We start from the raw sequence: 24,801 nt of genomic DNA on the forward strand, positions 1-24,801 counted from the left end.
TAACCTTACGTTAAAAAGAGACCAGGAACATATTCCCGATCTCTTTTTAACAATATATGATCAATTTCCTCTTTGTGTAATCCGTCTTATCCTATCTTCCCTTTTTACTAGCCCATTTGAGAAAAGTCCGCAAATGTAAGAGCGTGCATGCCCGCTCCACCATCAATTTGAATCGTCTGTCCTGTAATAAATTCAGAGGCATCGAATGCGCCGTCATTTGACATCAATTTGGTTGCATAACCAATGTCTGATGCAGCTCCAGTCACGATCGCGACTTTTCTTTTTAAGTCCATTTCCTCCATCTCCTTAAATAAGATTTGCGTTTACTTAGACGAGCCATTTGTATAAGAAATTCTAGCGCTCTCTAAACCACTACAATCAGCCATCAATGTAGTGTTATCACTCTGTCTACGGAGGATTACTAAGGCGAGACCGTTAAAAGCTTTCCTTTGATCCGCAACATCAGGTTCATGGCTGGATGGATTCCCGTTACCAACACCAACGATTTCCCCATTTATCACAGAGAATTGGATATGGTTATCTGCAGTTGGGCACAACAGCCCAGACTTATCAACGATTTCAACCTTAATTAGATCGTTATCTTTGCCGCTGTAGATTTTACTCAGTCTTATAGCAAACGGTTCTCCTGTTGTAATCTTTTGATCCTCCGCGACTGGTTTTCCATCTTTATACGCGACTACCTTAACTTCACCAGGTGCATATAAAGGTTCCCATCTTGTGATTAAACCTTTGGTATGTTTTTTCCGGCCCTGAGACTCGTTGTTTATAAACAGCTCTACTTCTTCACAATTGCTGTACACATCGATGTGTATTTGTTGCCCTTCCTTGCCTTTCCAATTCCAGTGCGGCAGCATATGAACCATAGGCTGATCCATCCATACACTCTGCCAATAATAGTAAACGTCTTTCTCAAATCCGCACATGTCCATTGCCCCATATTGGGAATTAATAGTAGGCCAATTCCATGGGAAAGTTTCTCCGCGATAGTCAAAAGCAGTCCATATAAATATTCCGCCCAAATCAGGCACTTCGTGTTTAGAATGATTCCAGCAATATACTAGGTTAAATAGAGAGGAGGCACCGCCTACTGTTCCTGAAGAGACTTCCACATCCGAGCCTTTCAATACTTTTTCATAATAACTGCCGCTGTCATAGCTGTCGCATACCCCCAATTCCCGGTTATCTTCATAGACACCCCTTGTTGATACGAAGCTTGCATCTTCAGAAGCCATGACCAATGAACCGGGGTAATTCTCCAGCCTTGCTATTGCATGACCGGAATCATAATTGAACCCTACGACATCGGGGATGGATTCGTATTCCGAATCGCCTTTCGCAAATTGTCCTGCGACCGTAAATAACCTTGTGGGATCCAGTTTTTTGGCGTATGCCATTAATTCTTTCAGCAATCTTTTTCCTGGAGGGAGCAATGTGATCAGTTCCTCATTCTCCATACACCACATAAACACAGAAGGATGATTCCGGGATCCTTTAATCAGCTCTTTCACGTCATTTAGGCCTTCCGGACCTACATCCAACCTTCTGTTTTCATTTAAGACGAGAATCCCCATTCTATCACAGGCCTGCAATAGATAATCGGTTGCCGGATGATGGGCAGAGCGGTAAGCGTTACCCCCCATTTCTTTAATCCGGGTTAATTTATAATCGATAATATCTGGCGTTAATGCAATGCCTACGCCGGCAAAATCCTGATGTTCGCACACGCCCTTGATTTCAATCCATTTTCCGTTAAGCAGCAAGCCCTGACTTGTATACTTGATATCTCTCACACCAAATAATGTTTCATAATGGTCAATAATTTCATTCTCTCTGACAATCTCTGTTACCATCTTATAGAGATACGGGTGATCTAAATCCCAAAGAATCGGATTTTCAAGCATAAAATCAAAGGATATTGTGCCTACGCAAAGAGATCCTACCGTAAGTTCCTTTTCCTGATGATGCAAAATCTGATCTTCTTGAGATACAAGAGATTGTCTGACAGTTACGGTGCAATCCGAATGAACCTTGTTTTCAATTTCTGTATCTATCATTACCTTTGTATTGCTGTCCGTGATGTCCTTGCAATAGACGAAGGTTCCATGTCTTTTGACGTGCACCGTATTCAGCTGATACAACCATACATCCCTGTAAATACCGGCACCTTCCGCCCACCAGCCTTCTTCATACGTACAATCGGTCTTCACCAGAATGACATTTTCACCTTCATCTCCATAATTCAGGTACGCGCTTATATCGTAAGCAAACCCTGTGTAACCGGATAAGTGTGAACCGATGTAGCTGCCGTTAACCCATACGATGGCATCCCGCATGACGCCTTCAAATTCAATCACAATTCTTTTTCCCAAATCCTCTTTCGACAGTGAAAATTTCTTCCTGTAATATCCCACTCCATCCGGTAAATACCCTTTTTGTCCGTCTTTATCAAACATGCTAGAGTAATTGCTGGGTTTTACATAATCCTGTCTGATTTTCCAATCATGTGGGAGATCGACCATGTCCCAAATTCCCTCAAGGCGCTCTGCGATTTTATAAAGGGGGTTCCCATCCTCGATACCAATGACATCCGCAATATGTCGAGGATTCTTATACACAAATCCCTCTTCTCTCGTTAGATTACTGGCACCTCCGCATGTCCCTGTTTTACTTGTAATTTTTTCAACTTTTTGTTCCAGTTCACCCATGTGAAAATACCAGTTGCTGTTAAAATTCATTTTCTTTCTCATGCGCTCATTCACTCCTTACCGACTCTTGTTTCTTTTAGGATGGCAACAATCTCAGCATATTTTTTATTGTTTAAGTCATAAATTAGTAGAGGTAGAATACTGATTAACGCAGTAATCGCTGGTACGATGGACATGGTTGCATGTATTCCCATCAAAGTTCCTGCCTGTTGCTGTACATTCGGAACATAGTTCGTTATGGAAAGTATGACTCCGATCAACCCTGCAGAAATAGCTGTTGAAAATTTAGTAACGAACGAGTTTGATGAAGTAATAACGCCTTCGTTTCTTTGACCGGTCTTCCACTCAGCATATTCGATCGTATCAGCCACCATGGAAGAGATAATAACCGACATGACACCCAATTGAAGCCCCTGTAAGCCAAGGATAATTAACACAAACGTTACACTGTTATAGCCTGCAAAGAATAAAATAAGTCCTAGAATTGCGGTATATAGATTGCTTACAATCAGAATCGTTTTCTTCTCAAAGCGCTTACACAATGGCGTTGCAAGTAATGATCCGATAATCGCGCCAGGCAGTAAAACTATGGAGAGAAGCGCAACATAATTCAATGAACCAAGGTTATATTGGGCATAATAATTTTGGATATTAAACTTGGTAAATATCGCTGTCGAATTAAGTAAATTAAATATAGCTAGCAACAACAACGGTTTGTTAGAGAGAACGGCCTTAGCAGCTTTTTTAAATTCAATTTTTTCTGTTGCAGGTAACACATGCTCTTTGATTAATGCAAATCCCGTAAGATATAATAACCCTGCAAGTATCGCTATAATAATCGCAACCATCTGGTAACCTTTTGTTGGATCACCATGTCCAAAAGCAGTAAGCATAGGAGCAACCCCGACACCTACTGCCACCCCTGCAACTGTAGTAGCAAGCCTGGAGGTGGCAATGATGCTTGTTCTGACATTGGGATCTTTAGTCATAGCTGCAGGCATGCTCCAATACGGAATTTCAATACAGCTGAACAGGACACTCATAATTAAGTAGGTTACTGTAGCATAGACCATAGCCGAAACGCCTGTTAAATGAGGAACTGAGAAATTCATAATAAGACCTATAGCCATAGGCACAGGTAAAAATAGCAGCCATGGTCTGAACCGTCCCCATCTCGTTCGCGTACGATCCGCTACAAACCCGACAATGGGATCCACAAAAGCATCGGCGAGCCGTGTCGCAAAAAGTAAAGTACCAACAAAAGCCGGACTAAGTTTAAAAACATCTGTAAAAAAAATCATAATGAAACCGTTCCAAAAGTTAAAGACAAAGTTTTGGCCAACACCTGCGATTGCGTGACCTAATTGCTGTGTTTTTGTTACTTTTCTGTTCTGGTTTTCAACGTTAGTATACAAGGCAACCCCCCCTTTAAATCAAGCAAATCCTACTCATTTATTTAGACACCTAAGTGTTTAGAGAGCGCTCTCACAACACATCGCTTCTTCAATAAGAATAAAACAAACCGCCAATGGAATCGTTGCCGCTTCTCGATGAATAAAAAAAATACTGTATCGATTTGCGACTATTTAAATAAAAAAACGAAAGAAAGCAGAGCTCTCTTTCGTTGTGACTATGGATTTGAAATCCCTCGGGTTTGCCTAAACTCTTTGGGTGTCATGCCGTATTGTTCCTTAAATAAAGTATAAAAGTGATACCGATTCTCATAGCCTACCGTCTCTATAATCTGATTAACGGGCAAATTCGTATTTAGAAGCAATTCGACTGCCTTGGAGAGACGGATATGTCTAAGAAATTGAGAGAAGGACATGCCCGTTTGTTTTTTGATCAGTCTTGTAAAATAGTCCTCCTGGAAGTGGAAATGGATTACGAGTTCTTTAATCGAGGCATCTTTATAATGTTTTCGAAGATATTCTTCCACTTTGACAAATAGCAGCTGATTCATTTTTTTTGACTGCGTTTCATTTAAACTTAATTCATAATGCTTCGTCAATAGCTCGAATATCCGAATCATGAGACCCTTGATGATATGGGAAGATCCTTTCCTGTTCTCCTTCTTCTCCTTGGCGACTTGTTCGATGATAGGGAAGAGGACATTTTCCTTGCCTCGCGGTGTGAATTTAAGGAATTGTTTGAAGCTTTTTTGTTTTAGTAGCGCGGTTCGAATGAACTTTTGAAATTCATCTTCTTCAATTTCGGATATAAACAACTCATCGAAGAATTCTTCCTTCATGCATATGCTAATCATGAAGTTATCCTGATCTCTAGCGGAATCCGCATGCTCGCTATTCCTGTCTATAATACATACATCTCCCGCCACAAAGGTATATTTCTGGCCGGCGATTAACTGATTCAATTCTCCTTTGGCAACATAGGTCAACTCAATAAAGTCATGTTTATGCGTAACGGACCAATCTGTATCATCATCAGTGTATAAATTTGCAGTCAATTCAAAATTTATAGATAGGGAGAGCTTATCACTGCTTGTTTTTCTCCATAAAATAATAGTTAATGGCTCATCAATACTGTGAATATTAATTTCGTGAATGGTGTTTAAGTTTGGCATAGTAAATTCTAGGAGTTGTTGATCTTTCATGATCGGAAATAATGTTGACTTGAATTCAAATTCTTCGATTACGTTCATTTTTCATCAGCCTTATTCGTAAGTGTTATAAGCTTGCTTTTATACACTAAATACTATGAATTAATAGTTGCATAGTTCCATTGTAACCAATAGTAGATGTAATATAAACATTCAGCAATTCTGAGGGCTTATGCATGTTATAAATGGGATATAATCACAAGAAAAAAGCACCGTATATTTTTCTGTATTCTACAATCTCTTTTTTTGTCCATTTTCTTTTTGCCATACTTTTATTCCCCTATAATAACCTTCTCAAAGCATCAAAGCATATTAATACTTATTATCTATTTTAACATTCTTAGAGTGAGTACAGCTCGTTCGTTGAGCAAATCTGCCCATCCCTCGGAGTGAAGGGCTACCACGCGGCAGGATCATAATTCGAATTTCATCACTTAATTGATGATGTGCTTATCTTTCAATTAAGGCAATTTCCATTTTTCATCACAATTTAACTCACATTGCACATATATGAGGGGTTTTCTTGTCGTCTGCGTGTTATGTAGGGATATTCTTGTCGTAAAAAAAACGACAAGAATATCCCTACAAACGCAAAAAACCTTGATTTAACAAAGTTCCATAATAGGTACTTTCATGTCGTTATACTTCTAGCTAGCGCGACAAGAATATTCCCTACAATAATTAAAATCGCAGAATTTCATGACAAGGAACATACCTCAAAAACGAACAATCAGCTAATCTAACGACACAAATGTCCCTTACACAATCCTGCCGTTAGCTCAATCGTTGCCCCTTTCCAGCTTACGTGTCAAATTCATCCAATTTAACAGGTGTTGAGAAAGGTTTTCAGTTACGCATAACAATACAAGTTCTTGTCATCATTCGGCAAACAATATATGTTCTTGTCATTGGCTTTTGACAAGAACATATATCGTACTTAATTGTCGTAAATATAAGAATGACCAATAAGCAGCTAAATCAATATTTTCAAAAAATTGAGAGATTAAAACAAGTGCGAAAAATAACGAAATTCACTATCCGGGAGAAAAACTATTGCAATTGCAAACCAAAAATAGCAGGTCCGACACCTCGAATTCCCCTTCAGATTAATATCTCGAATAATAAGGCCCGTATTAGCCTCCAAACAAGCTAATCGAGCCTCATCTATTCCTTCCTCCACCCTACCGTTCACCGCTGTATACTCAAGCACAAAGTTATGTTTGAGCATAGGATTTATATATCTAAGGGCGCAAAGCGATCCCCAACCTGATCGAGCACATGATTAATCCGATTACAGGCCTGCTTTCTGCCCGATAATGCCAATTGCAGGACAGGAATAGGTATAATTTCCCGTAAATTGTAACAATTTATATATGATAAATCGTTACATACTGATTCCCCGGGATGTGTAAATTTGAGATTTCATAAACATAAATCTCTACGTATGAGTAATCATAATAAGAAGATACAAAAATCTGAATCCGAAATCACACCAGTTTTCCCCTCATTAATAGAAAATGTTAACTACATGGAAGAATTTTTTCTCCAATCGCAGGATTTAAAGACCCATCTATTTATGTTTCAACAGAAAGAGTGTATTGTTTTTTATTTCGAAACCCTTGTTGATCAGGACAAGCTTGAACAAAGATTTTTTGTGCCATTATCTGAATGCTCAAACGACAATATCGCAGGCTTTTTTACCTTCGGTCATTTTCCTGATTCAACGAACTTAGATCAGATTACCAGAAAAATGCTGAACGGATTTTCAGTTGTCTATATCGATGGAGACCAACATGCATTTTTAATCGACACGGCTGCAAATATTGCGAGAAGCACGGATGAGCCTCAGAACGAAAAGGTCATAAGGGGCTCTCATCAGGGGTTTGCAGAAAATTTAAACATCAATTTAAACCTTCTTCGTAACAGAATTGAGGATCCAAACCTCTATATTCAATACATAACCCTTGGCAAAAAAACCAACACAAAAATTGCAATTGCGTATATGAAAGGAATCGCTAACGAAGAAGTAGTGAATGAAGCTCTAAGAAGATTAGAAAGTATATCGACAGATATGATTTTCAGCTCAGGATATTTAGAAGAATTCATTGAAGACTCCTCTTCATCTCCATTTCCTCAAATGTTAAATACGGAACGCCCAGATCGAGTAGAAGCCAATTTAATGGAGGGTAGAATAGCTTTATTTACGGAAGGAACCCCAACGGTACTCATAATACCCGTAACCTTCTTTTCGTTTTATCAATCGCCTGATGATTATAACAGCCGATCGTACGTTGGGACTTTCATTCGAGTCATTCGACTATTCAGTTTTATGATTGCCATTACATTACCCGCTATCTATATTGCAGTGGTCGGCTATCATTTTGAAGTGTTGCCGTATCAACTCGTCATTACCGTCAAAGGATCGATTGATAAGATTCCGTACACGCCATTAATCGAAGCCCTCATCATGGAATTAACCATTGAATTGATCAGAGAAGCCGGGATACGGCTCCCTTCTGCAATCGGACCCACCATAAGCATTGTCGGAGGTCTCGTTATTGGAGATGCGATTGTGAAGGCCGGATTAGTATCGAATCCGATGATTGTGGTTGTCGCAATGACAGCTATTGCTTGCTATGTCGTGCCTTCGAATGAAATGAGTTCTGCTATTCGATTGTTGAGGTTCCCGATGATGATTGCAGCTGCAATGTTAGGCTTTGTAGGAATTGTATTTGGGCTGATGGCTTTGTTAATCCATTTATGTAAATTGGAATCTTTTGGGGCCGCTTATTTCGCCCCCATTGCTCCTTTTCGCTGGAAAGATATAAAGGATGCGCTGGTAAGAGTACCCATATGGCGGATGGATAGCAGGCCTTTAGACCCTCACCCTGACAAAATGAAGCAACAATCTGCATCAAGAGAGTGGGAAAAAAATGATAAAAGGTGAAAACAAGATTACGCAGTTTCAACTTTTCTTTATCATCATTCAAACACAAATTGGAATTGGGGTGATATCTTTACCCTATGATGTGTTTAAGATCTCACAAAGTGATGCGTGGATTTCGGTTTTTGTTGCAGGGTGCCTAATACAGGTTGCTATTTATCTTATCTGGTTATTATATCGGCGATTCCCAGCTCTAACTATTTTCGAAATGATGAGTGAAGTTGTCGGAAAACATGTGGCCTTTTTGTTGAAAATCGGTTATATTTTTTATTTTTTCGCAACAGCCATATTAATCATTTTACAGTTTGGACAAAAGGTCAATATTTGGATACTCCCACGTACGCCGATATGGATAGTGAGTGTCCTCCTAATCGTTATAAGTGTCCTTTGTGTAAAAGAAAATTTAAGAGTAATTGCTCGTTTTTTTGTTGTGGTTTCGATCTTGTTGATTGTTTTGTTCACATTTACATTGGTCGTTTTAAAGGATCTTAACTATCTCTATATTCTTCCAGTAGGACAAAGCGGCCTACCCAACATGGTAAAAGGGGCGACAAATGCCACTTTCGCTTATCAAGGCGTTGAGCTCTTGTTAGTTGTATTCCCCTATTGCTTGGGAAAAGGAGTAGGGAAATTGAAGGTTGCCTTCCTGGCTAACGGATTTGTCACCTTCTTTTATACCTATCTAACAATGGTTGTTCTCACTTATTTCGGCCCTTCGGCAATGAAGTTCATCCCTGAACCTATCTTATACATCATGAAATTCAAATATTTCAAAATCATTGATAGAGTGGATCTACTCTTTTTTTCAATTTGGATTGTTTCCGTTGCAACTTCGTTTATGATGTATCTTTATTTAACTTCCAATGGTTTAACCCATTTGTTTCGTAAAAAGAACCATTCCCTACTCGTTTTTTACGCCGCGGCATTAATGATTATTTGTGCTCTAACGCTACCCACGGACGAAAAAGTGATTAAATCATTAAGTGAATTGATTGATCTAGCCAGATATGTATTCATTTTAATATTGCCTTGCATCCTATTAATCGTCTCTATGGTACAGGGCAAAAAAAAATTATCGGGAGATGTTAAATCATGAAGATGTCGAAAGTGCTCCTTTTAGCTGGGCTGTGTGTCTCCCTTTTAACCGGCTGCTGGGATCAAAATATGCTAAAGGATGTAAAACTGGTGATGACGACCGGGTTCGATTTAACATCGGACGGTAAAGTAATGAGTACGATTACCATTCCTTCTTTTAAAGGAGGCGGGGAAGGAACGAAAGAAACAGTGAGTCATGTCGTATCGGGGAAGGGCGATACATCAAGGGATGTAAGGAAAGAAATTAATCTTAAAATCTCAGGAGAATTTAATGCCTCCAAACTCATTGTCCTCTTGTTGGGAGAAGAATACGCAAAGCAGGACATTTACTCCGGGCTTGACGTATTTTACAGAGATCCGAGAGGTTCCCTTGTAGCAAACGCCGCGGTTGTAAAAGGACAAGCTGCTGACCTGCTCAATCTCCCCCTCAAGGAGAAGTCAAGCATGAGTGAATACCTGAACGGTGTATTTGAAAGCGCTCAAGCAAACACCGTCATACCGCGGCAAACTAGGCCTATGTTCTCCGATTTTTTTGATCCTGGAACCGATATCATATTACCCCTTATAGAAGCACAAGAAAAAGAAGCACAAATTATTGGATTGGCTATGTTTAATGGGCGTCAGTATACCGGGCACTATTTAACACTTCAGGAATCAACTTTATATATGTTGATGGCCAATCATAAGAGCAAAAAGGCATGGATCAAAGTTAAAGTTGATGAAAATCGAGTACCACAGAGAAAAAACTTCATTTATATCAATGTATTAAAATCAAAACGCGAGTTAAAAGTAACCGCTCAAAATCCCGATCATATTTCCGTTAACTTACGGTTAGATTTAAAAGTCGAAATCCTGGAGTATTCAGAAGACCATCTAGAATCGGAGGGAAAAATCAATGATCTGAATAACAAAATATCCCAAGAGATGACGAAAAAAGCAAATCAAATTATTAAAAAAATGCAAAAAGCGAATTCGGATAGCCTGAGTATTGGGAGACAAATTATCGCCTTTCATCATGATACTTGGGAAAAGATCAATTGGAAAGAAGAATACCCGAATGTTAACTTTGAAGTAAAGGTAGATGCTAAAATTACGAAACATGGGATTTTTAATTGACATCGAAAATTGGTATTCTTTATTAAGAAAAACCGACTTAATATATCATTGAAATTCTTATATTTGCAAAATGGCAACTAGAGACCTCAGTACGAAATACTCAGATCCCTTGATATAACTATTCAAACCTCAAGATCCATTGTTGCAATCTACATTGCAGCGTTTCTTTGTTCAATTATCAAAAAAATTTAGCCGTCATTTATGATACGGTTCCCTGCACTTCATCTTCAACTAATCTCCCGTTAGTTGAAACAGACCGCCGTCAATGATGGCAGTCTGTAAGGGTTATCTAAGGGCCTCCCGGGCTTTATCTTCATCTTCTTGCTTCACGTATATTTCGTAACTATGTATCCGTTTCTGTGGAAAAGATTGTCCCTCTTGGTGTTTTCATGTTGATAGGTGATTTCACCGTGAAACGAATGTTTGCTTTTTGCAATTGACCGATAACAAAAAATAATCCTCATCGTTTAGGGCTATATACAAAGACACTCGGATTCTTTGTGTTATGGCATCGAATATGCGTTTAAAAATCGTAAACGACATACTTATCCCTCCCCAATCCATTCCTTTTGAATTATTGGTACGTTTAATACAGGTTCTTTAACTTATGTTTTTATTATATTACCATAATTTAGAAAACTAATGTCGTTACAATAGAAATTCTCGTTCCACTATTATTGGTTTGAACTTAGTCGATTCCAATTTAGAAACGATTGACGAAGGAAAATCTATATGGTCTTCTCCACAAAACTCCCGTTTGCTTAATGAAATAAGGAGCTATCCCGAATTCGAGCTTCTATAAAGTAGGTGAATTTGTGTCGTAAGACTACAATGTAAGGACATTTGTGCATTTTTTGATGACACAAATCTTCCCACATAAAAATAAAAAAGCCTGATTTCTTAGGCGTTTATTTATAAAATTATGTAGGCACTTTTGTGTCATTGGACACCTCCTTGTTGTTGCCAGCCGTACTATTGGCTTTTTCATATGCCCGTTTTTTTAGTCATCCCTTTTACTTTTTTAGCAGTTTTTCTTTGAGTTTTTTTTACCACATTTGGGTATAGCCTCATTTCATATCTAATTGCTTACATTCGAGGGATTTTCTTGTCGCAAAAAAAACGACAAGAATATCCCTCAAACTGAAAAAATCCTTGATTTATCAAGGTTCTTAATAGGGACTTTCATGTCGTTAGACTACCATTAGAAAAGAACCCTCATGTCATCCATAAGGGCTCTCAATATTTTCTATTGGAAAGCATAGACTTCTTCTAATTCTAGAGCTGCTTCTTTAATATCATACCCGGCTTGTCTAATCGCACGGATTCGTTCATCAACCGGAACAGGATCGCTGCGCAATGCCCTCATTAACCACTGCACCCATACGGCAATGTCTTGTTTCAAACACACGAATGTGAAAAAACCTGCCCTCAGATTCGCCTCTGCCGGCAAAGCATCGGATACCACACAGGGAACACCCGCGGCTTGCGCTTCTATCAATACCATAGGTAAACCATCTTTGAATGAAGGAAGGACCATGCAATCAAATTCCTGAAGAAGCTCATAAATATCGTCTCGCAGCCCTAATAGATGAACGCGGTTTTGGATCCCTTTTTGCTCGATCAGCGCTATAATCTGAGGTCGCAATGCACCATCCCCCACCAAAATAAGCCTCGCATTTGGCACACGGTACAGCAGCTCTTCAAAAATCTCAATCAGGAATGTATGATTTTTTGCTGAGCTAAACCGTCCAATATGGCCAATAATTGGCTCCTCTAATGAAATATGCAATTCCTCCCGGAGCGTCATGGGTTTGTACATTCTACTTGTAAATCGACCGACATCTATCCCATTGCGCACCATTCTGCCGCGTTTATCTTTGGACCGTTGATACCCGAAGAACGACTGACTTGCCGTAATCGAGCTGCTAAGCCAATTGGTGGCAAATCGTCGTATCATGTTCCTTTTTAGCCATCGAGATATTTTAGTTATTAAGGAAGAGTATGTATAATCACTGATGCTGTGACAATGTACAATACGAATATCAATGCCAAACAGCCTTGATGCTAACAAAGTTAAGACACTAGCCTCAAAGTTATGGCTATGTAGAGCATGGAAAGGACCGTGATGCTGAATCGTCGACTTTAACTCATATAGGTAACCCATCCAGCCCGCTCTTGGATTCTGCAGGATGAAAATCCTCCCGCCTAATGCTCGTATTTCTTCCTCATAATCACAAGGATTATAGGAGTGGACAACGAAATCGAATTGAATCTTAGATCGATCCATATGCCGATACACATTCATAATAAAGCTTTGCGCTTCTCCACGATTCATATCACTAATATGATGTAATATCCGAACGGGTTGATTGCTCAACACACTTTCCCCCTTAGATTTGCACAAGTGAATTCCTCATAAGCAAAAGCCAAGATGGTTTAATCATCGTACCGATGAAGGCTGAGTAAACGAGAGGGAAATTAATGTAAACGCTGTATAAATTGAATTGTAGCATGAAAACGACACAATGCCTATAGGAATATAAAGATTTGATAAAGTTTTATAGTACTCATCACCCATTTTTAGTAGAAAATAGCAAAATACTGAGAAACTCTCTGGACAGAAAGTTTCTCTGTTTTGTTTAAGTGTGCAAGTAAATTTTTTCAAATACCTGGATAACCCGGGGAATATGGTGGGTATGGATAAGTCTGGTCTGGATATGGACATTGACATAGATAATCCTGGTATGGATATGGACATGGACATGTTGGATATGGATATGGATAGTAAGGCTGTTGATATAAATAAGGGGCTACAACAACAAAAGGCAGCAGATTTTCCACTTCCTCATGTTCAAAGTGATGAAACCCGCCATGCCCTGGGAAGCCATGATGACCATGACCACCGAATCCTGGCCCAACATGACCGGGGCCAATATGACCAGGTCCTCCGATTCCCGGACCGCCAGGACCACCATGTCCGGGGCCACCATGGCCTGGACCGCCTCCGTGCCCACCTACTGGTGGACGAAATTCTTGCTCTTCTGGTTTCGTCATCTTCTAAATCACTCACATTCCTGTATAGTTAATTGCCTATTATACAGTATGTGTGCGATTGCCTAGTTGGTGACCGCTTCCCCGAAATTGGGCTTATTTTCATTTGCGTTGTAACAAGCTTATTACTTCCGGTCTTTCCAGATATCGCAAAGACCGACGAAAAAAACAACAATTGTCGTGATCACTATAAATCGAATATCCCATGCGTTCGGAAAATCATTTACCTTCGTACCCGAAGCACGGAGAACAAGAACAAATAATAGCAGCACTAAATCAAAAAACATACAGTAGGCCATACGAGCTGAAAGCTTATGAAGCGGTAGTTTGTCCAACATTTTGCCGAATCCAAAGACGTCTGACCATCTTCCAGGTTGGTTGGATTTTTTCTGGGGGGAATTGTCCTCTTGCCGATCAGAGATCGGCTTTTGCTCGTTTTGCATCTTTCTTGCCAGCACCTTGCATCGATTCATGGACATCCAACCACATCAGAATGGCTCCGCCGAAGCTAAACCCCGCTATACATATTCCCCCCAAAGGGGATAATAACCCCACCTCCCAAGTCATCACGAAAGCTAGTAAACTCACTAAAAGTAAAAGAAATGCACCTGTCTTTTTCATTGAGTTGCCTATCATACTCTCTTGCACCTCCCTTATCGTAAGATCTTATAGTATATGAGAGATTACTAGATTCGGTGATAGGAAAAAATGTTTCTTTTCATGAGCGTAAGGAGAGGAACGGACTAAAATAGTAACTTCTTTTGCTTCTTTCTTTAGTTCCTCCTTCAGCATATAGAGGGAATTGGTCTACAATCACACTTGATCGTTCTATCTTAGGAGCGGTTATCTAATCGCATTCTTTGCTAGACATTACCAGCAGGCCCTTCAGATTTTGTCTCTCAAGGGACACACCTGCGAGTCCTTCTCCTTGCGGAGTATTGAACTCTGCTTCGGCTACGGCACTTTAAATGGTAAAGTTACAGAGTCGATTGAAGCACCCGGTTTGTTCGACTGTGAAGCGCATCAAGAAAAGTTAACCAACTGGGGTTACCTTTTCTTGATGTACACACTTTTTACATTATTTGAACTCTACTTATTCTAATTGTTCTAGAGACCCAAAAGGGTAAACCCAAGTGAGTCCCGTAAAATGTGCAAAAGAACCTTCAAAACCACTATGAAAGTGGAAATAAAGGTTCTTTTACAACCGAATATTAGGTACAAAGTGGGGGCTGTAATTTCCGAAAATGACTCTTAGGACAACCCCTTTAACTCAATATCATCAATATTAACCTGCTAATACGATTCTACTGTATTTCTACTGTATAAGTAGTTACCTGTCCACCAACTGTGACTGTTAATGTTTGGCTAGCTGCAGGTGCTGTACTGTCAAAGCCTGTTACATTTGCCAATGCTACTGTTTCAGCTTTTGTACTACCATCGCTGTAAGTTCCAGTTACTGCCAAACCAGTAATATCTAGCATATCTCCTACCGTGTAAACTAGTTTAGATGCTGGTGTTGTAATGGCTATGCTGCTTAATGTTACTGGTGCTTTGATTTCTACTGTATACGTAGTTGTCCGTCCACCAACTGTGACTGTTAATGTTTGGCTAGCTGCAGGTGCTGTACTGTCAAAGCCTGTTACATTTGCCAATGCTACTGTTTCAGCTTTTGTACTACCATCGCTGTAAGTTCCAGTTACTGCCAAACCAGTAATATCTAGCGTATCTCCTACTGTGTAAACTAGTTTAGTTGCTGGTATTGTAATGGCTATGCTGCTTAATGTTACTGGTGCTTTGATTTCTACTGTATACGTAGTTGTCCGTCCACCAACTGTGACTGTTAATGTTTGGCTAGCTGCAGGTGCTGTACTGTCAAAGCCTGTTACATTTGCCAATGCTACTGTTTCAGCTTTTGTACTACCATCGCTGTAAGTTCCAGTTACTGCCAAACCAGTAATATCTAGCATATCTCCTACGGTGTAAACTAGTTTAGTTGCTGGTGTTGTAATGGCTATGCTGCTTAATGTTACTGGTGCTTTGATTTCTACTGTATACGTAGTTGTCCGTCCACCAACTGTGACTGTTAATGTTTGGCTAGCTGCAGGTGCTGTACTGTCAAAGCCTGTTACATTTGCCAATGCTACTGTTTCAGCTTTTGTACTACTATCGCTGTAAGTTCCAGTTACTGCCAAACCAGTGATATCTAGCGTATCTCCTACTGTGTAAACTAGTTTAGTTGCTGGTGTTGTAATGGCTATGCTGCTTAATGTTACTGGTGCTTTGATTTCTACTGTATACGTAGTTGTCCGTCCACCAACTGTGACTGTTAATGTTTGGCTAGCTGCAGGTGCTGTACTGTCAAAGCCTGTTACATTTGCCAATGCTACTGTTTCAGCTTTTGTACTACCATCGCTGTAAGTTCCAGTTACTGCCAAACCAGTGATATCTAGCGTATCTCCTACTGTGTAAACTAGTTTAGTTGCTGGTGTTGTAATGGCTATGCTGCTTAATATTACTGGTGCTTTGATTTCTACTGTATACGTAGTTGTCCGTCCACCAACTGTGACTGTTAATGTTTGGCTAGCTGCAGGTGCTGTACTGTCAAAGCCTGTTACATTTGCCAATGCTACTGTTTCAGCTTTTGTACTACCATCGCTGTAAGTTCCAGTTACTGCCAAACCAGTAATATCTAGCGTATCTCCTACGGTGTAAACTAGTTTAGTTGCTGGTGTTGTAATGGCTATGCTGCTTAATGTTACTGGTGCTTTGATTTCTACTGTATACGTAGTTGTCTGTCCACCAACTGTGACTGTTAATGTTTGGCTAGCTGCAGGTGCTGTACTGTCAAAGCCTGTTACATTTGCCAATGCTACTGTTTCAGCTTTTGTACTACCATCGCTGTAAGTTCCAGTTACTTCCAAACCAGTGATATCTAGCGTATCTCCTACTGTGTAAACTAGTTTAGTTGCTGGTGTTGTAATGGCTATGCTGCTTAATGTTACTGGTGCTTTGATTTCTACTGTATACGTAGTTGTCCGTCCACCAACTGTGACTGTTAATGTTTGGCTAGCTGCAGGTGCTGTACTGTCAAAGCCTGTTACATTTGCCAATGCTACTGTTTCAGCTTTTGTACTACTATCGCTGTAAGTTCCAGTTACTGCCAAACCAGTAATATCTAGCGTATCTCCTACTGTGTAAACTAGTTTAGTTGCTGGTGTTGTAATGGCTATGCTGCTTAATGTTACTGGTGCTTTGATTTCTACTGTATACGTAGTTGTCCGTCCACCAACTGTGACTGTTAATGTTTGGCTAGCTGCAGGTGCTGTACTGTCAAAGCCTGTTACATTTGCCAATGCTACTGTTTCAGCTTTTGTACTACTATCGCTGTAAGTTCCAGTTACTGCCAAACCAGTAATATCTAGCATATCTCCTACGGTGTAAACTAGTTTAGATGCTGGTGTTGTAATGGCTATGCTGCTTAATGTTACTGGTGCTTTGATTTCTACTGTATACGTAGTTGTCCGTCCACCAACTGTGACTGTTAATGTTTGGCTAGCTGCAGGTGCTGTACTGTCAAAGCCTGTTACATTTGCCAATGCTACTGTTTCAGCTTTTGTACTACTATCGCTGTAAGTTCCAGTTACTTCCAAACCAGTAATATCTAGCGTATCTCCTACTGTGTAAACTAGTTTAGTTGCTGGTGTTGTAATGGCTATGCTGCTTAATGTTACTGGTGCTTTGATTTCTACTGTATACGTAGTTGTCCGTCCACCAACTGTGACTGTTAATGTTTGGCTAGCTGCAGGTGCTGTACTGTCAAAGCCTGTTACATTTGCCAATGCTACTGTTTCAGCTTTTGTACTACTATCGCTGTAAGTTCCAGTTACTGCCAAACCAGTAATATCTAGCGTATCTCCTACTGTGTAAACTAGTTTAGTTGCTGGTGTTGTAATGGCTATGCTGCTTAATGTTACTGGTGCTTTGATTTCTACTGTATACGTAGTTGTCCGTCCACCAACTGTGACTGTTAATGTTTGGCTAGCTGCAGGTGCTGTACTGTCAAAGCCTGTTACATTTGCCAATGCTACTGTTTCAGCTTTTGTACTACCATCGCTGTAAGTTCCAGTTACTGCCAAACCAGTAATATCTAGCGTATCTCCTACTGTGTAAACTAGTTTAGTTGCTGGTGTTGTAATGGCTATGCTGCTTAATGTTACTGGTGCTTTGATTTCTACTGTATACGTAGTTGTCCGTCCACCAACTGTGACTGTTAATGTTTGGCTAGCTGCAGGTGCTGTACTGTCAAAGCCTGTTACATTTGCCAATGCTACTGTTTCAGCTTTTGTACTACCATCGCTGTAAGTTCCAGTTACTGCCAAACCAGTAATATCTAGCATATCTCCTACGGTGTAAACTAGTTTAGTTGCTGGTGTTGTAATGGCTATGCTGCTTAATGTTGTTTTTGCAGGTATATCTACTCTCGTAAGATCACTTTCGACACCCGCTCGACCAAGAACTTGCCTATAAGCAATATAAAAGTACTTTTGATTAGGATTGAAGCCATTGAGAATTTGATAATGTTCTGGCGTCATGGACATTGCCGGAATAATACGGAATTCTTCGTCATAGAAGTTAGCGTAATTGCCCATAGGCACATTCTTTAAATAAACATCGTCACTTCCCGTTAAATGATTATTAACATCTGAAACCTCTGGCTTAGGTACATTAACGTGAAGTACCGCTTGTTCTACACGCGTGCTCTCCGACTTACCAGATTCTGTGATCGTTACATAAATCTTATTAACCGTGGATCCAAAACCACCGTCTGGTATAAAAACGACTGTCGATGAACGCGGATCGACTGGCAACGCTGTTACCGTCCTCGAGCCGAGCAGATTACCTCCTGCATCATATACCTTTACGGTTGCACCGGCAGGAACGGTGTAAACAGCATCGCTAACAGTCCCATCATTATTGTTTGTATAGGTATTATAGATAAAGACAATATCACTACCGCTGAAATAGTTAGCGGTAAATATCAATTCCGCAGCAGGAGCTTTGCTAGCTTGAAGCGTAGAACCGCTATTGCTTGACCCACCACTACTAGATCCACCACCGCCAGTAGACGGGTTGTTAACTAAAGTACTGTCCTTCTGTGGACCATCAACTTTGTCCGGCTTCTTGTCGAAGGATGAGCCCTTTGCACCGTCATTAACAGTCGCCTTCTCGACTTTACCATCTCCGAGAACTTTAGCGATTGCATCCAGCACAAGCGTTACAATTTTGGCATCTTTGCTCAAATTGATTGAAGAATCTCCAGCGTCTTTGCCTACACCGAACTTGTTGATAGACCCGCTTGAAACTTCAACGACAATCGATTTAGCGAAAACTTCTACATCCTCAAAATCTCCAACCATCGTGACTTTGGAGTCTTTTGGAAGTTCAGCGCTTAAATCAACGTTGTTAAATCCGCTGCCCGTAACGCTAGATTCTTCAATCTTCGTACTGGATTGTACGGTCACATGTTGGACAGTTGTAGAACCTTCGGCAACGATACGAACACTACCGTCCTTCTTGTTGACGATAACAGTGACTAGCACCGTATTTTTGAAGTGAACGGAGTTCTCGCCCCCACCTTTAACTGTTGTAGACCCCTTAACTGTTACACCATCCAAGAACGCATCGCCGCTACCGATTCCTTCGGCGAACAGCAGGTTCCCAGTGATGGTCACATTTCTAAGAGTAACACCAGGAGCTGAAATGACAACGTCGCCTTCGATTGTCTGTGTTCCGCTTTCTGGACCAAAAGTTCCAGCTTTATCGTAAACAGTTGCTTTTGCCGCTAGCGCGCGATCGATGGTTACTACTGCTTCAGCTCGAGTTATGGAAGCCGAAGGGCGGTAAGATCCATCATCATAGCCGTTAATTATCGCTTTTTCAGACAACGCTGCAATCGCATGTTTACTCCAAACGGCAATTTTTTGAGAGTCAGCAAATTTGCCCAGTGCCTTCTCCGCATCAGAAGCAGTCAAATTAAGCAGCTTCGCGATAATGCTGGCAGCTTCCTGACGGCTGATCTCATTACCAGAACGAATCGTGCCGTCTTCATAACCACTGATATAGCCTGCCTTAACAGCTTTACTGATTTCAGCATATTCCCAACCAGATTTATTAACGTCTTTGAACGTAACATCTGCTGCCGCAGTCAATCCAAACGCCCTATTGACAAACGCCATAAATTCCGCACGAGTTACGGTGTTGTTTGGTTTTACTTTTCCATCCTCATAGCCTTGAATCCAGCTTTTACCTTGCCATTCATTCAACTGTTTGGCTGCCCAATGTCCACTGACATCCGACGGTGCTGCTGCTGCGGCTGTTCCAAGCATGGAAATCACCATACTGGAGCCCACCAATACTGGGAGCATCTTTTTCATCATTTTGTTCTTAGATTGATTCATGTTGTCCTCCTGGATCCATTTGTCTGAGTCTATAGTTGGGTATTTGGCGTGAGTTCAGCCATTTTTCCTCCCTGACTCTAAGTTGAGCTTAGTAATTAGAGATAAATATACTACGCCTAATTACCTACTCATAGTAAGTAATATACGACAATTTCCATTATATACCTTTAAAAACCGTCATTAAGTTACATAAAGATTGCATAAAGATTACATTAAGTCCTAAAAAAGAACTTTTTTTGTAAACATCTGAGTAACAATCTGATACGAAAGACCACCACCATTAGTTCTAAAGTAGCAAAATAATAGAAATATGTAACACACTCAAAAAAGCAAAAAAAAGCCATGGATCGCTACCATGGCCTTAAATCAATTCCTTTATCTGTTCAGCAAGCTCCCTACATAACGCAGAAGCTCATTCGCACATACAGGGCAATACCCGTGCTCATCTATCAATTGCTTCGTCACATCATTAATTTTCTTCAACTGCTTCTCATCCGGCGTCTTCGTGGAAGTCGTAATTTTCACGATGTCTTTCAAGTCAGCGAAGAGCTTCTTCTCAATCGCTTCACGCAGCCGTTCGTGGCTGCTGTAATCGAATTTTCGGCCTTTCCGGGAATAGGATGAAATGCGGATCAGTATTTCTTCTCGGAATGCTTTCTTCGCATTTTCAGAAATGCCGATTTGCTCTTCTATCGAGCGCATCAGCCGCTCATCTGGATCCATTTCCTCACCGGTTAGCGGATCCTTAATTTTCCCCCAATTACAGTAAGCTTCAATATTATCGAGATAGTTATCGAAAATAGTTTTGGCTGACTCTTCGAAGGAGTAGACGAACGCTTTCTGCACTTCTTTCTTAGCAATATCATCGTATTCCTTGCGCGCCACGGAAATGAAATTGAGGAACCGTTCACGCTCATCCTTCGTAATCGACGGATGCTGATCCAAACCATCCTTCAGGGCCCGCAGGACATCCAGCGCGTTAATGCACTGAAGATCTTGGCGAATCAATGCACTTGAAATGCGGTTAATGACATAACGCGGATCGATACCGCTCATACCTTCTTCTTGGTATTCGTTTTGCATTTCTTTGAGGTCTGCTTCTTTGTAACCTTCCACAACTTCACCATCATACATGCGCATTTTCTTGACTAAATCCATCCCTTGCTTTTTCGTTTCTTTCAAGCGGGTAAGAATGGAGAAAATCGCAGCAACTCGGAGCGCATGCGGAGCAATATGAATATGGGACATATCACTCTGCCCGATGAGCTTGTAGTAAATTTTTTCTTCATCTGAAACCCGCAGGTTATACGGAATTGGCATCACAATCATCCTCGATTGCAGAGCCTCATTTTTCTTGTTCGCAATGAATGATTTATACTCGGTTTCATTCGTATGCGCAATGATCAGCTCATCAGCACTAATGAGGGCAAACCGTCCTGCCTTAAAGTTCCCCTCTTGTGTGAGAGACAGTAAATTCCAGAGGAATTTCTCGTCGCATTTCAGCATTTCCTGGAATTCCATGATACCCCGATTTGCCTTATTCAGCTCCCCGTCGAACCGATAGGCACGCGGATCGGATTCGGAACCAAACTCCGTGATGGTAGAGAAGTCGATACTACCCGTCAAATCGGCAATATCCTGTGATTTCGGATCGGATGGACTGAACGTACCGATACCTACACGCGATTCTTCTGAAACGAATACACGCTCAACATGAACATCTTCAATACAGCCGTTGTACTCGGTCTTTAAACGCATCTGGCAGGAAGGACATAAGCTGCCTTCAATCTTTACGCCCAGTTCTCGCTCGATCTCAGGACGCAGCTCCATAGGGATCAAATGAAGTGGCTCCTCGTGCATCGGACAACCTTTGATTGCATAGACAGCCCCTAAGTCAGTTCTAGCAAATTGCTCCAGCCCTCTTTTCAGCATGGTCACAATGGTTGATTTACCACCGCTTACAGGACCCATCAGCAGTAATATCCGCTTCCGAACATCCAATCGACGGGCAGCAGAATGGAAATATTCTTCCACCAGCTTCTCAATGGCTCGATCCAGGCCGAAAATCTCTTTGTTGAAGAATTTGTAGGATTTGTGCCCGACTTGGTCATTGATTCCTTGCGAAGCAATCATATCATAGACCCTTGAATGCGCTGTTCTCGCGAGTCCAGGATTTTTGCGAAGCAATTCTATGTACTCCGCGAACGTACCGGTCCAGCTCAATGAATCCTTCTCCGTACGATGCTCCGAAATTCTTTTGAATATGTCCATGGGTACCTCCTTTCACTGCTGCCTTTCTTAACTAGGTCAGCTCGTGATGGTGAATTGTGTACTACAATCCTATGCACTCATGGAAGATAACTTGCCCGAAATTTTTTAACTCTAATGGATTTCTCACATTACAATTTTGGTTAACGTTATGGATTAGCAGTCACGAATAAGCTGCTCGCCCTTCTGAATCACAGATAATTATTTACTAAAAAGTTCATACATTTTTCCCGCTTCAACGCTAAACTCTACAACCGATTTATCCCCGCCCAAGGCGATATCTTCTCCTTTGCAGCGGACCAGAACCGCATGGCGTGTACGGACTCTGCATAAGCCATCCTTCGCCGCGCTTATGATAGCTTCCGATAGTTTCCCATCGGTCCATTTCAGGTCGACGACGTAACCTCCGCGCCCCCTCAAGCCGATCGCTTCTCCCTCAGACCAGACAGGCGGCAGCGCAGGAAGTAAGCTCAGCTCATCAGCATGGGATTGCAGCAGCATCTCAACAATACCAGCCGCAGCACCGAAATTCCCGTCAATTTGAAAAGGAGGATGCGCATCGAAGAGATTGGGATACGTTGATTTGCGCAGCATGTGGCTCAAATGCGCATACGATTGTTCGCCATCTTCCAGTCTTGCAAACATATTGACGATCCATGCACTGCTCCAACCCGTATGCCCTCCTCCATTTTCCAATCTGCGCTGCAGTGTGGCTGCAGCTGCTTTGGCTAATTCCGGTGTGCGATGAGGAGTGATCTGGGTTCCCGGATGCAGCGCAAACAACTGTGAAATATGGCGATGACCTGGATCATCCTCCTCATAGTCCTTCAACCACTCCATGATCTGTCCGTGTTTGCCAATCTGCGGCTTAGGCAAACGCTCCAGCAGCGAGGAAAGCCGTTCACTGAGCTCATTATCTACCTGCAGCAGGAGGCTGCTCTGTTTACAGGCCTCGAACAATTCTCGGATGATCTGCGTATCCATAGAAGGCCCCATGGTTAGTGCCCCTCTGGTTCCATCTGCCAATACATAGAGGTTTTCTGGAGACACAGAAGGTCCAGTCACAAGCTGTCCATCTGGCGATTCCACCAAATAATCAAGGAAAAATGCGGCAGCGTCCTTCAAGATCGGGTAAGCTCTATCCCGTAAAAAATCCATATCTTCGGTAAACACAAAATGCTCCCATACATGAAGGCTTAGCCACGCAGCTCCCATCGGCCATATCACACATGTCGGAAATAAACCTTCAGGCCGTGTCTCCCCCCATATGTTCGTGTTGTGATGAGCGACAAAGCCCGAGCAGCCATACAGCTCCCGCGCAGTTTGTCGACCGCTGACCTGCATCCGCTCGATATGGTCGAACAACGGTTCATGGCATTCCGATAATCCGCAAACCTCAGCCGGCCAATAATTCATTTGTGTATTGATATTAATCGTATATTTGGACTCCCACGGAGGTGTAAAGCTGTCATTCCAAATGCCTTGAAGGTTCGCGGGCAGACATCCCTGGCCGGGAGCTGGCGATCAACAAATAACGGCCGTAATCGAAGTAAAGCTCAGCCAAACCGCTATCCATACGCGATTGATCCTCTTGTATAAGCTTCAAACGCTCATCCGTCGGCAAATCATTGAATGGATCATTTACCGTCAAACGCAAACGCACCCGATTATACAATTCCTGATAATCTTCGATATGCCGGCGTTCAATCTCATCAGCATGGAACCGATCGGCGCCTTCAATTTGAAGCTGGCATGCTGTTAATGGATCAGACTCTCGAAATGTGCTGGCTGCAGCAAGTATTAATGTTACAGAGCTAGCCCCTTCCACAGACAGGAAGTCGCCAATCACGGACACATGACCATCTTGGGATTTCGCTTTCAACACACAGGCATATTCAACACCATGCTTCCCGCAATCACCGCTCATCCATATACTATCCGCCGACAAAGCACCCGTTTCCCCCTCAAACGGCCTGCGATTCAGATTCGCAGAGAAATTAAGCTGGCCTGGCTGATCGCATTCCAATTGAATCATGATCACTTGATCAGGGCAGCTGGCGTACATCGTACGACGGTAGGTGACTCCGCCCACCCTATAGGTTGTGCGAGCGATTGCATGCTTCAAATCCAGTTCTCGCCTGTAAGCTTCAACCTCACCTTTCTGATCATGAAAATAAAGCCTCAGGTCTCCCAAAGGCTGATAAGGGTTGTAGTATTTAGGTGTGGAAAAGAGTGCCATTCGTGTTAATCGCGTGGCCTCCGCAACGTTTCCGGCAAAAAGCAGCTCCCGGATTTCGTCTAAATATCGAGAACCATCAGGGTTGAGTCCATCCTTGGGACCTCCGTACCAGATGGAATCTTCATTCAACTGAATTCTTTCCTCTTGCACATGACCGAAAATCATCCCGCCTAGTCGACCGTTGCCGATCGGTAGCGCTTCTACCCACATCTTAGCAGGCTGAAGGTACCACAATTTCTCGCGATTGTTCAAGTTTATGCCCCCTGTATAGGAATTGGTTTTTC

Annotated in this window: 15 protein-coding genes; 3 read left to right on the forward strand and 12 right to left on the reverse strand. The window is 41.6% G+C overall.

The annotated features are described in order from the left end of the window. Positions 1-107: 107 nt before the first annotated feature. From ACBP55_RS30540 to ACBP55_RS30555, 4 genes are all read right to left on the reverse strand, one after another. Positions 108-293: a hypothetical protein gene (locus ACBP55_RS30540; RefSeq protein ID WP_464647024.1), complete on the reverse strand. Its 186-nt coding sequence runs from the start codon at positions 291-293 to the stop codon at positions 108-110. Between the two features lie 30 nt (positions 294-323). Continuing rightward, a complete protein-coding gene (locus tag ACBP55_RS30545) occupies positions 324-2,768 on the reverse strand; it encodes a glycoside hydrolase family 2 TIM barrel-domain containing protein (RefSeq protein WP_464647026.1) in 2,445 nt (814 codons plus the stop codon). Between the two features lie 8 nt (positions 2,769-2,776). Further along, positions 2,777-4,141: an MFS transporter gene (locus tag ACBP55_RS30550; protein WP_464647028.1), complete on the reverse strand. Its 1,365-nt coding sequence runs from the start codon at positions 4,139-4,141 to the stop codon at positions 2,777-2,779. Between the two features lie 215 nt (positions 4,142-4,356). Then, the gene (locus ACBP55_RS30555; protein WP_464647030.1) at positions 4,357-5,388 is read right to left on the reverse strand and encodes an AraC family transcriptional regulator; all 1,032 of its coding nucleotides are present in this window, start codon (positions 5,386-5,388) and stop codon (positions 4,357-4,359) included. Positions 5,389-6,790: 1,402 nt separating this feature from the next. On the opposite strand from ACBP55_RS30555, the gene ACBP55_RS30560 reads away from it, so the two are divergent. The 3 genes from ACBP55_RS30560 to ACBP55_RS30570 are packed head-to-tail and all read left to right on the forward strand — an operon-like array spanning position 6,791 to position 10,501. Further along, positions 6,791-8,293: a spore germination protein gene (locus ACBP55_RS30560; protein WP_464653458.1), complete on the forward strand. Its 1,503-nt coding sequence runs from the start codon at positions 6,791-6,793 to the stop codon at positions 8,291-8,293. Next, complete coding sequence (locus tag ACBP55_RS30565; RefSeq protein ID WP_464647032.1) at positions 8,280-9,386, forward strand: GerAB/ArcD/ProY family transporter; 1,107 nt, start codon at positions 8,280-8,282, stop codon at positions 9,384-9,386. The genes ACBP55_RS30560 and ACBP55_RS30565 overlap by 14 nt, the downstream gene beginning before the upstream one ends. Next, positions 9,383-10,501 carry a Ger(x)C family spore germination protein gene (locus tag ACBP55_RS30570; protein ID WP_464647034.1) on the forward strand — a complete coding sequence of 373 codons (1,119 nt, stop codon included), beginning with the start codon at positions 9,383-9,385 and terminating at the stop codon, positions 10,499-10,501. Before ACBP55_RS30565 ends, ACBP55_RS30570 begins: the two co-directional genes overlap by 4 nt. 1,246 nt (positions 10,502-11,747) lie before the next feature. Here ACBP55_RS30570 and ACBP55_RS30575 read toward each other — a convergent pair. The 8 genes from ACBP55_RS30575 to ACBP55_RS30610 all read right to left on the reverse strand — a co-directional run bounded on the left by ACBP55_RS30575 (position 11,748) and on the right by ACBP55_RS30610 (position 24,769). After that, positions 11,748-12,878: a glycosyltransferase gene (locus ACBP55_RS30575; RefSeq protein ID WP_464647036.1), complete on the reverse strand. Its 1,131-nt coding sequence runs from the start codon at positions 12,876-12,878 to the stop codon at positions 11,748-11,750. A 284-nt stretch (positions 12,879-13,162) separates the two neighbouring features. Beyond that, positions 13,163-13,555: a hypothetical protein gene (locus ACBP55_RS30580; protein ID WP_464647037.1), complete on the reverse strand. Its 393-nt coding sequence runs from the start codon at positions 13,553-13,555 to the stop codon at positions 13,163-13,165. Positions 13,556-13,677: 122 nt separating this feature from the next. Beyond that, positions 13,678-13,995 (reverse strand): hypothetical protein, encoded by a 318-nt coding sequence (locus tag ACBP55_RS30585; RefSeq protein WP_464647039.1) that lies wholly within the window; start codon positions 13,993-13,995, stop codon positions 13,678-13,680. After that, positions 13,967-14,188, reverse strand: coding sequence for a hypothetical protein (locus tag ACBP55_RS30590; RefSeq protein WP_464647041.1), 222 nt, complete (start codon positions 14,186-14,188; stop codon positions 13,967-13,969). Before ACBP55_RS30590 ends, ACBP55_RS30585 begins: the two co-directional genes overlap by 29 nt. A gap of 668 nt (positions 14,189-14,856) precedes the next feature. Next, positions 14,857-20,010 carry a bacterial Ig-like domain-containing protein gene (locus ACBP55_RS30595; RefSeq protein ID WP_464647043.1) on the reverse strand — a complete coding sequence of 1,718 codons (5,154 nt, stop codon included), beginning with the start codon at positions 20,008-20,010 and terminating at the stop codon, positions 14,857-14,859. Between the two features lie 375 nt (positions 20,011-20,385). Next, positions 20,386-22,281, reverse strand: a complete 1,896-nt coding sequence (locus ACBP55_RS30600) for a PrkA family serine protein kinase (protein WP_029196844.1) — start codon at positions 22,279-22,281, stop codon at positions 20,386-20,388. 198 nt (positions 22,282-22,479) lie between these two features. Then, positions 22,480-23,778, reverse strand: coding sequence for a glycosyl hydrolase family 95 catalytic domain-containing protein (locus ACBP55_RS30605; RefSeq protein WP_464653460.1), 1,299 nt, complete (start codon positions 23,776-23,778; stop codon positions 22,480-22,482). Further along, positions 23,747-24,769, reverse strand: a complete 1,023-nt coding sequence (locus ACBP55_RS30610; protein WP_464647045.1) for a glycoside hydrolase family 95 protein — start codon at positions 24,767-24,769, stop codon at positions 23,747-23,749. The genes ACBP55_RS30605 and ACBP55_RS30610 overlap by 32 nt, the downstream gene beginning before the upstream one ends. Positions 24,770-24,801: the final 32 nt, after the last annotated feature.

The organism is Paenibacillus sp. WG02 (assembly GCF_055396115.1).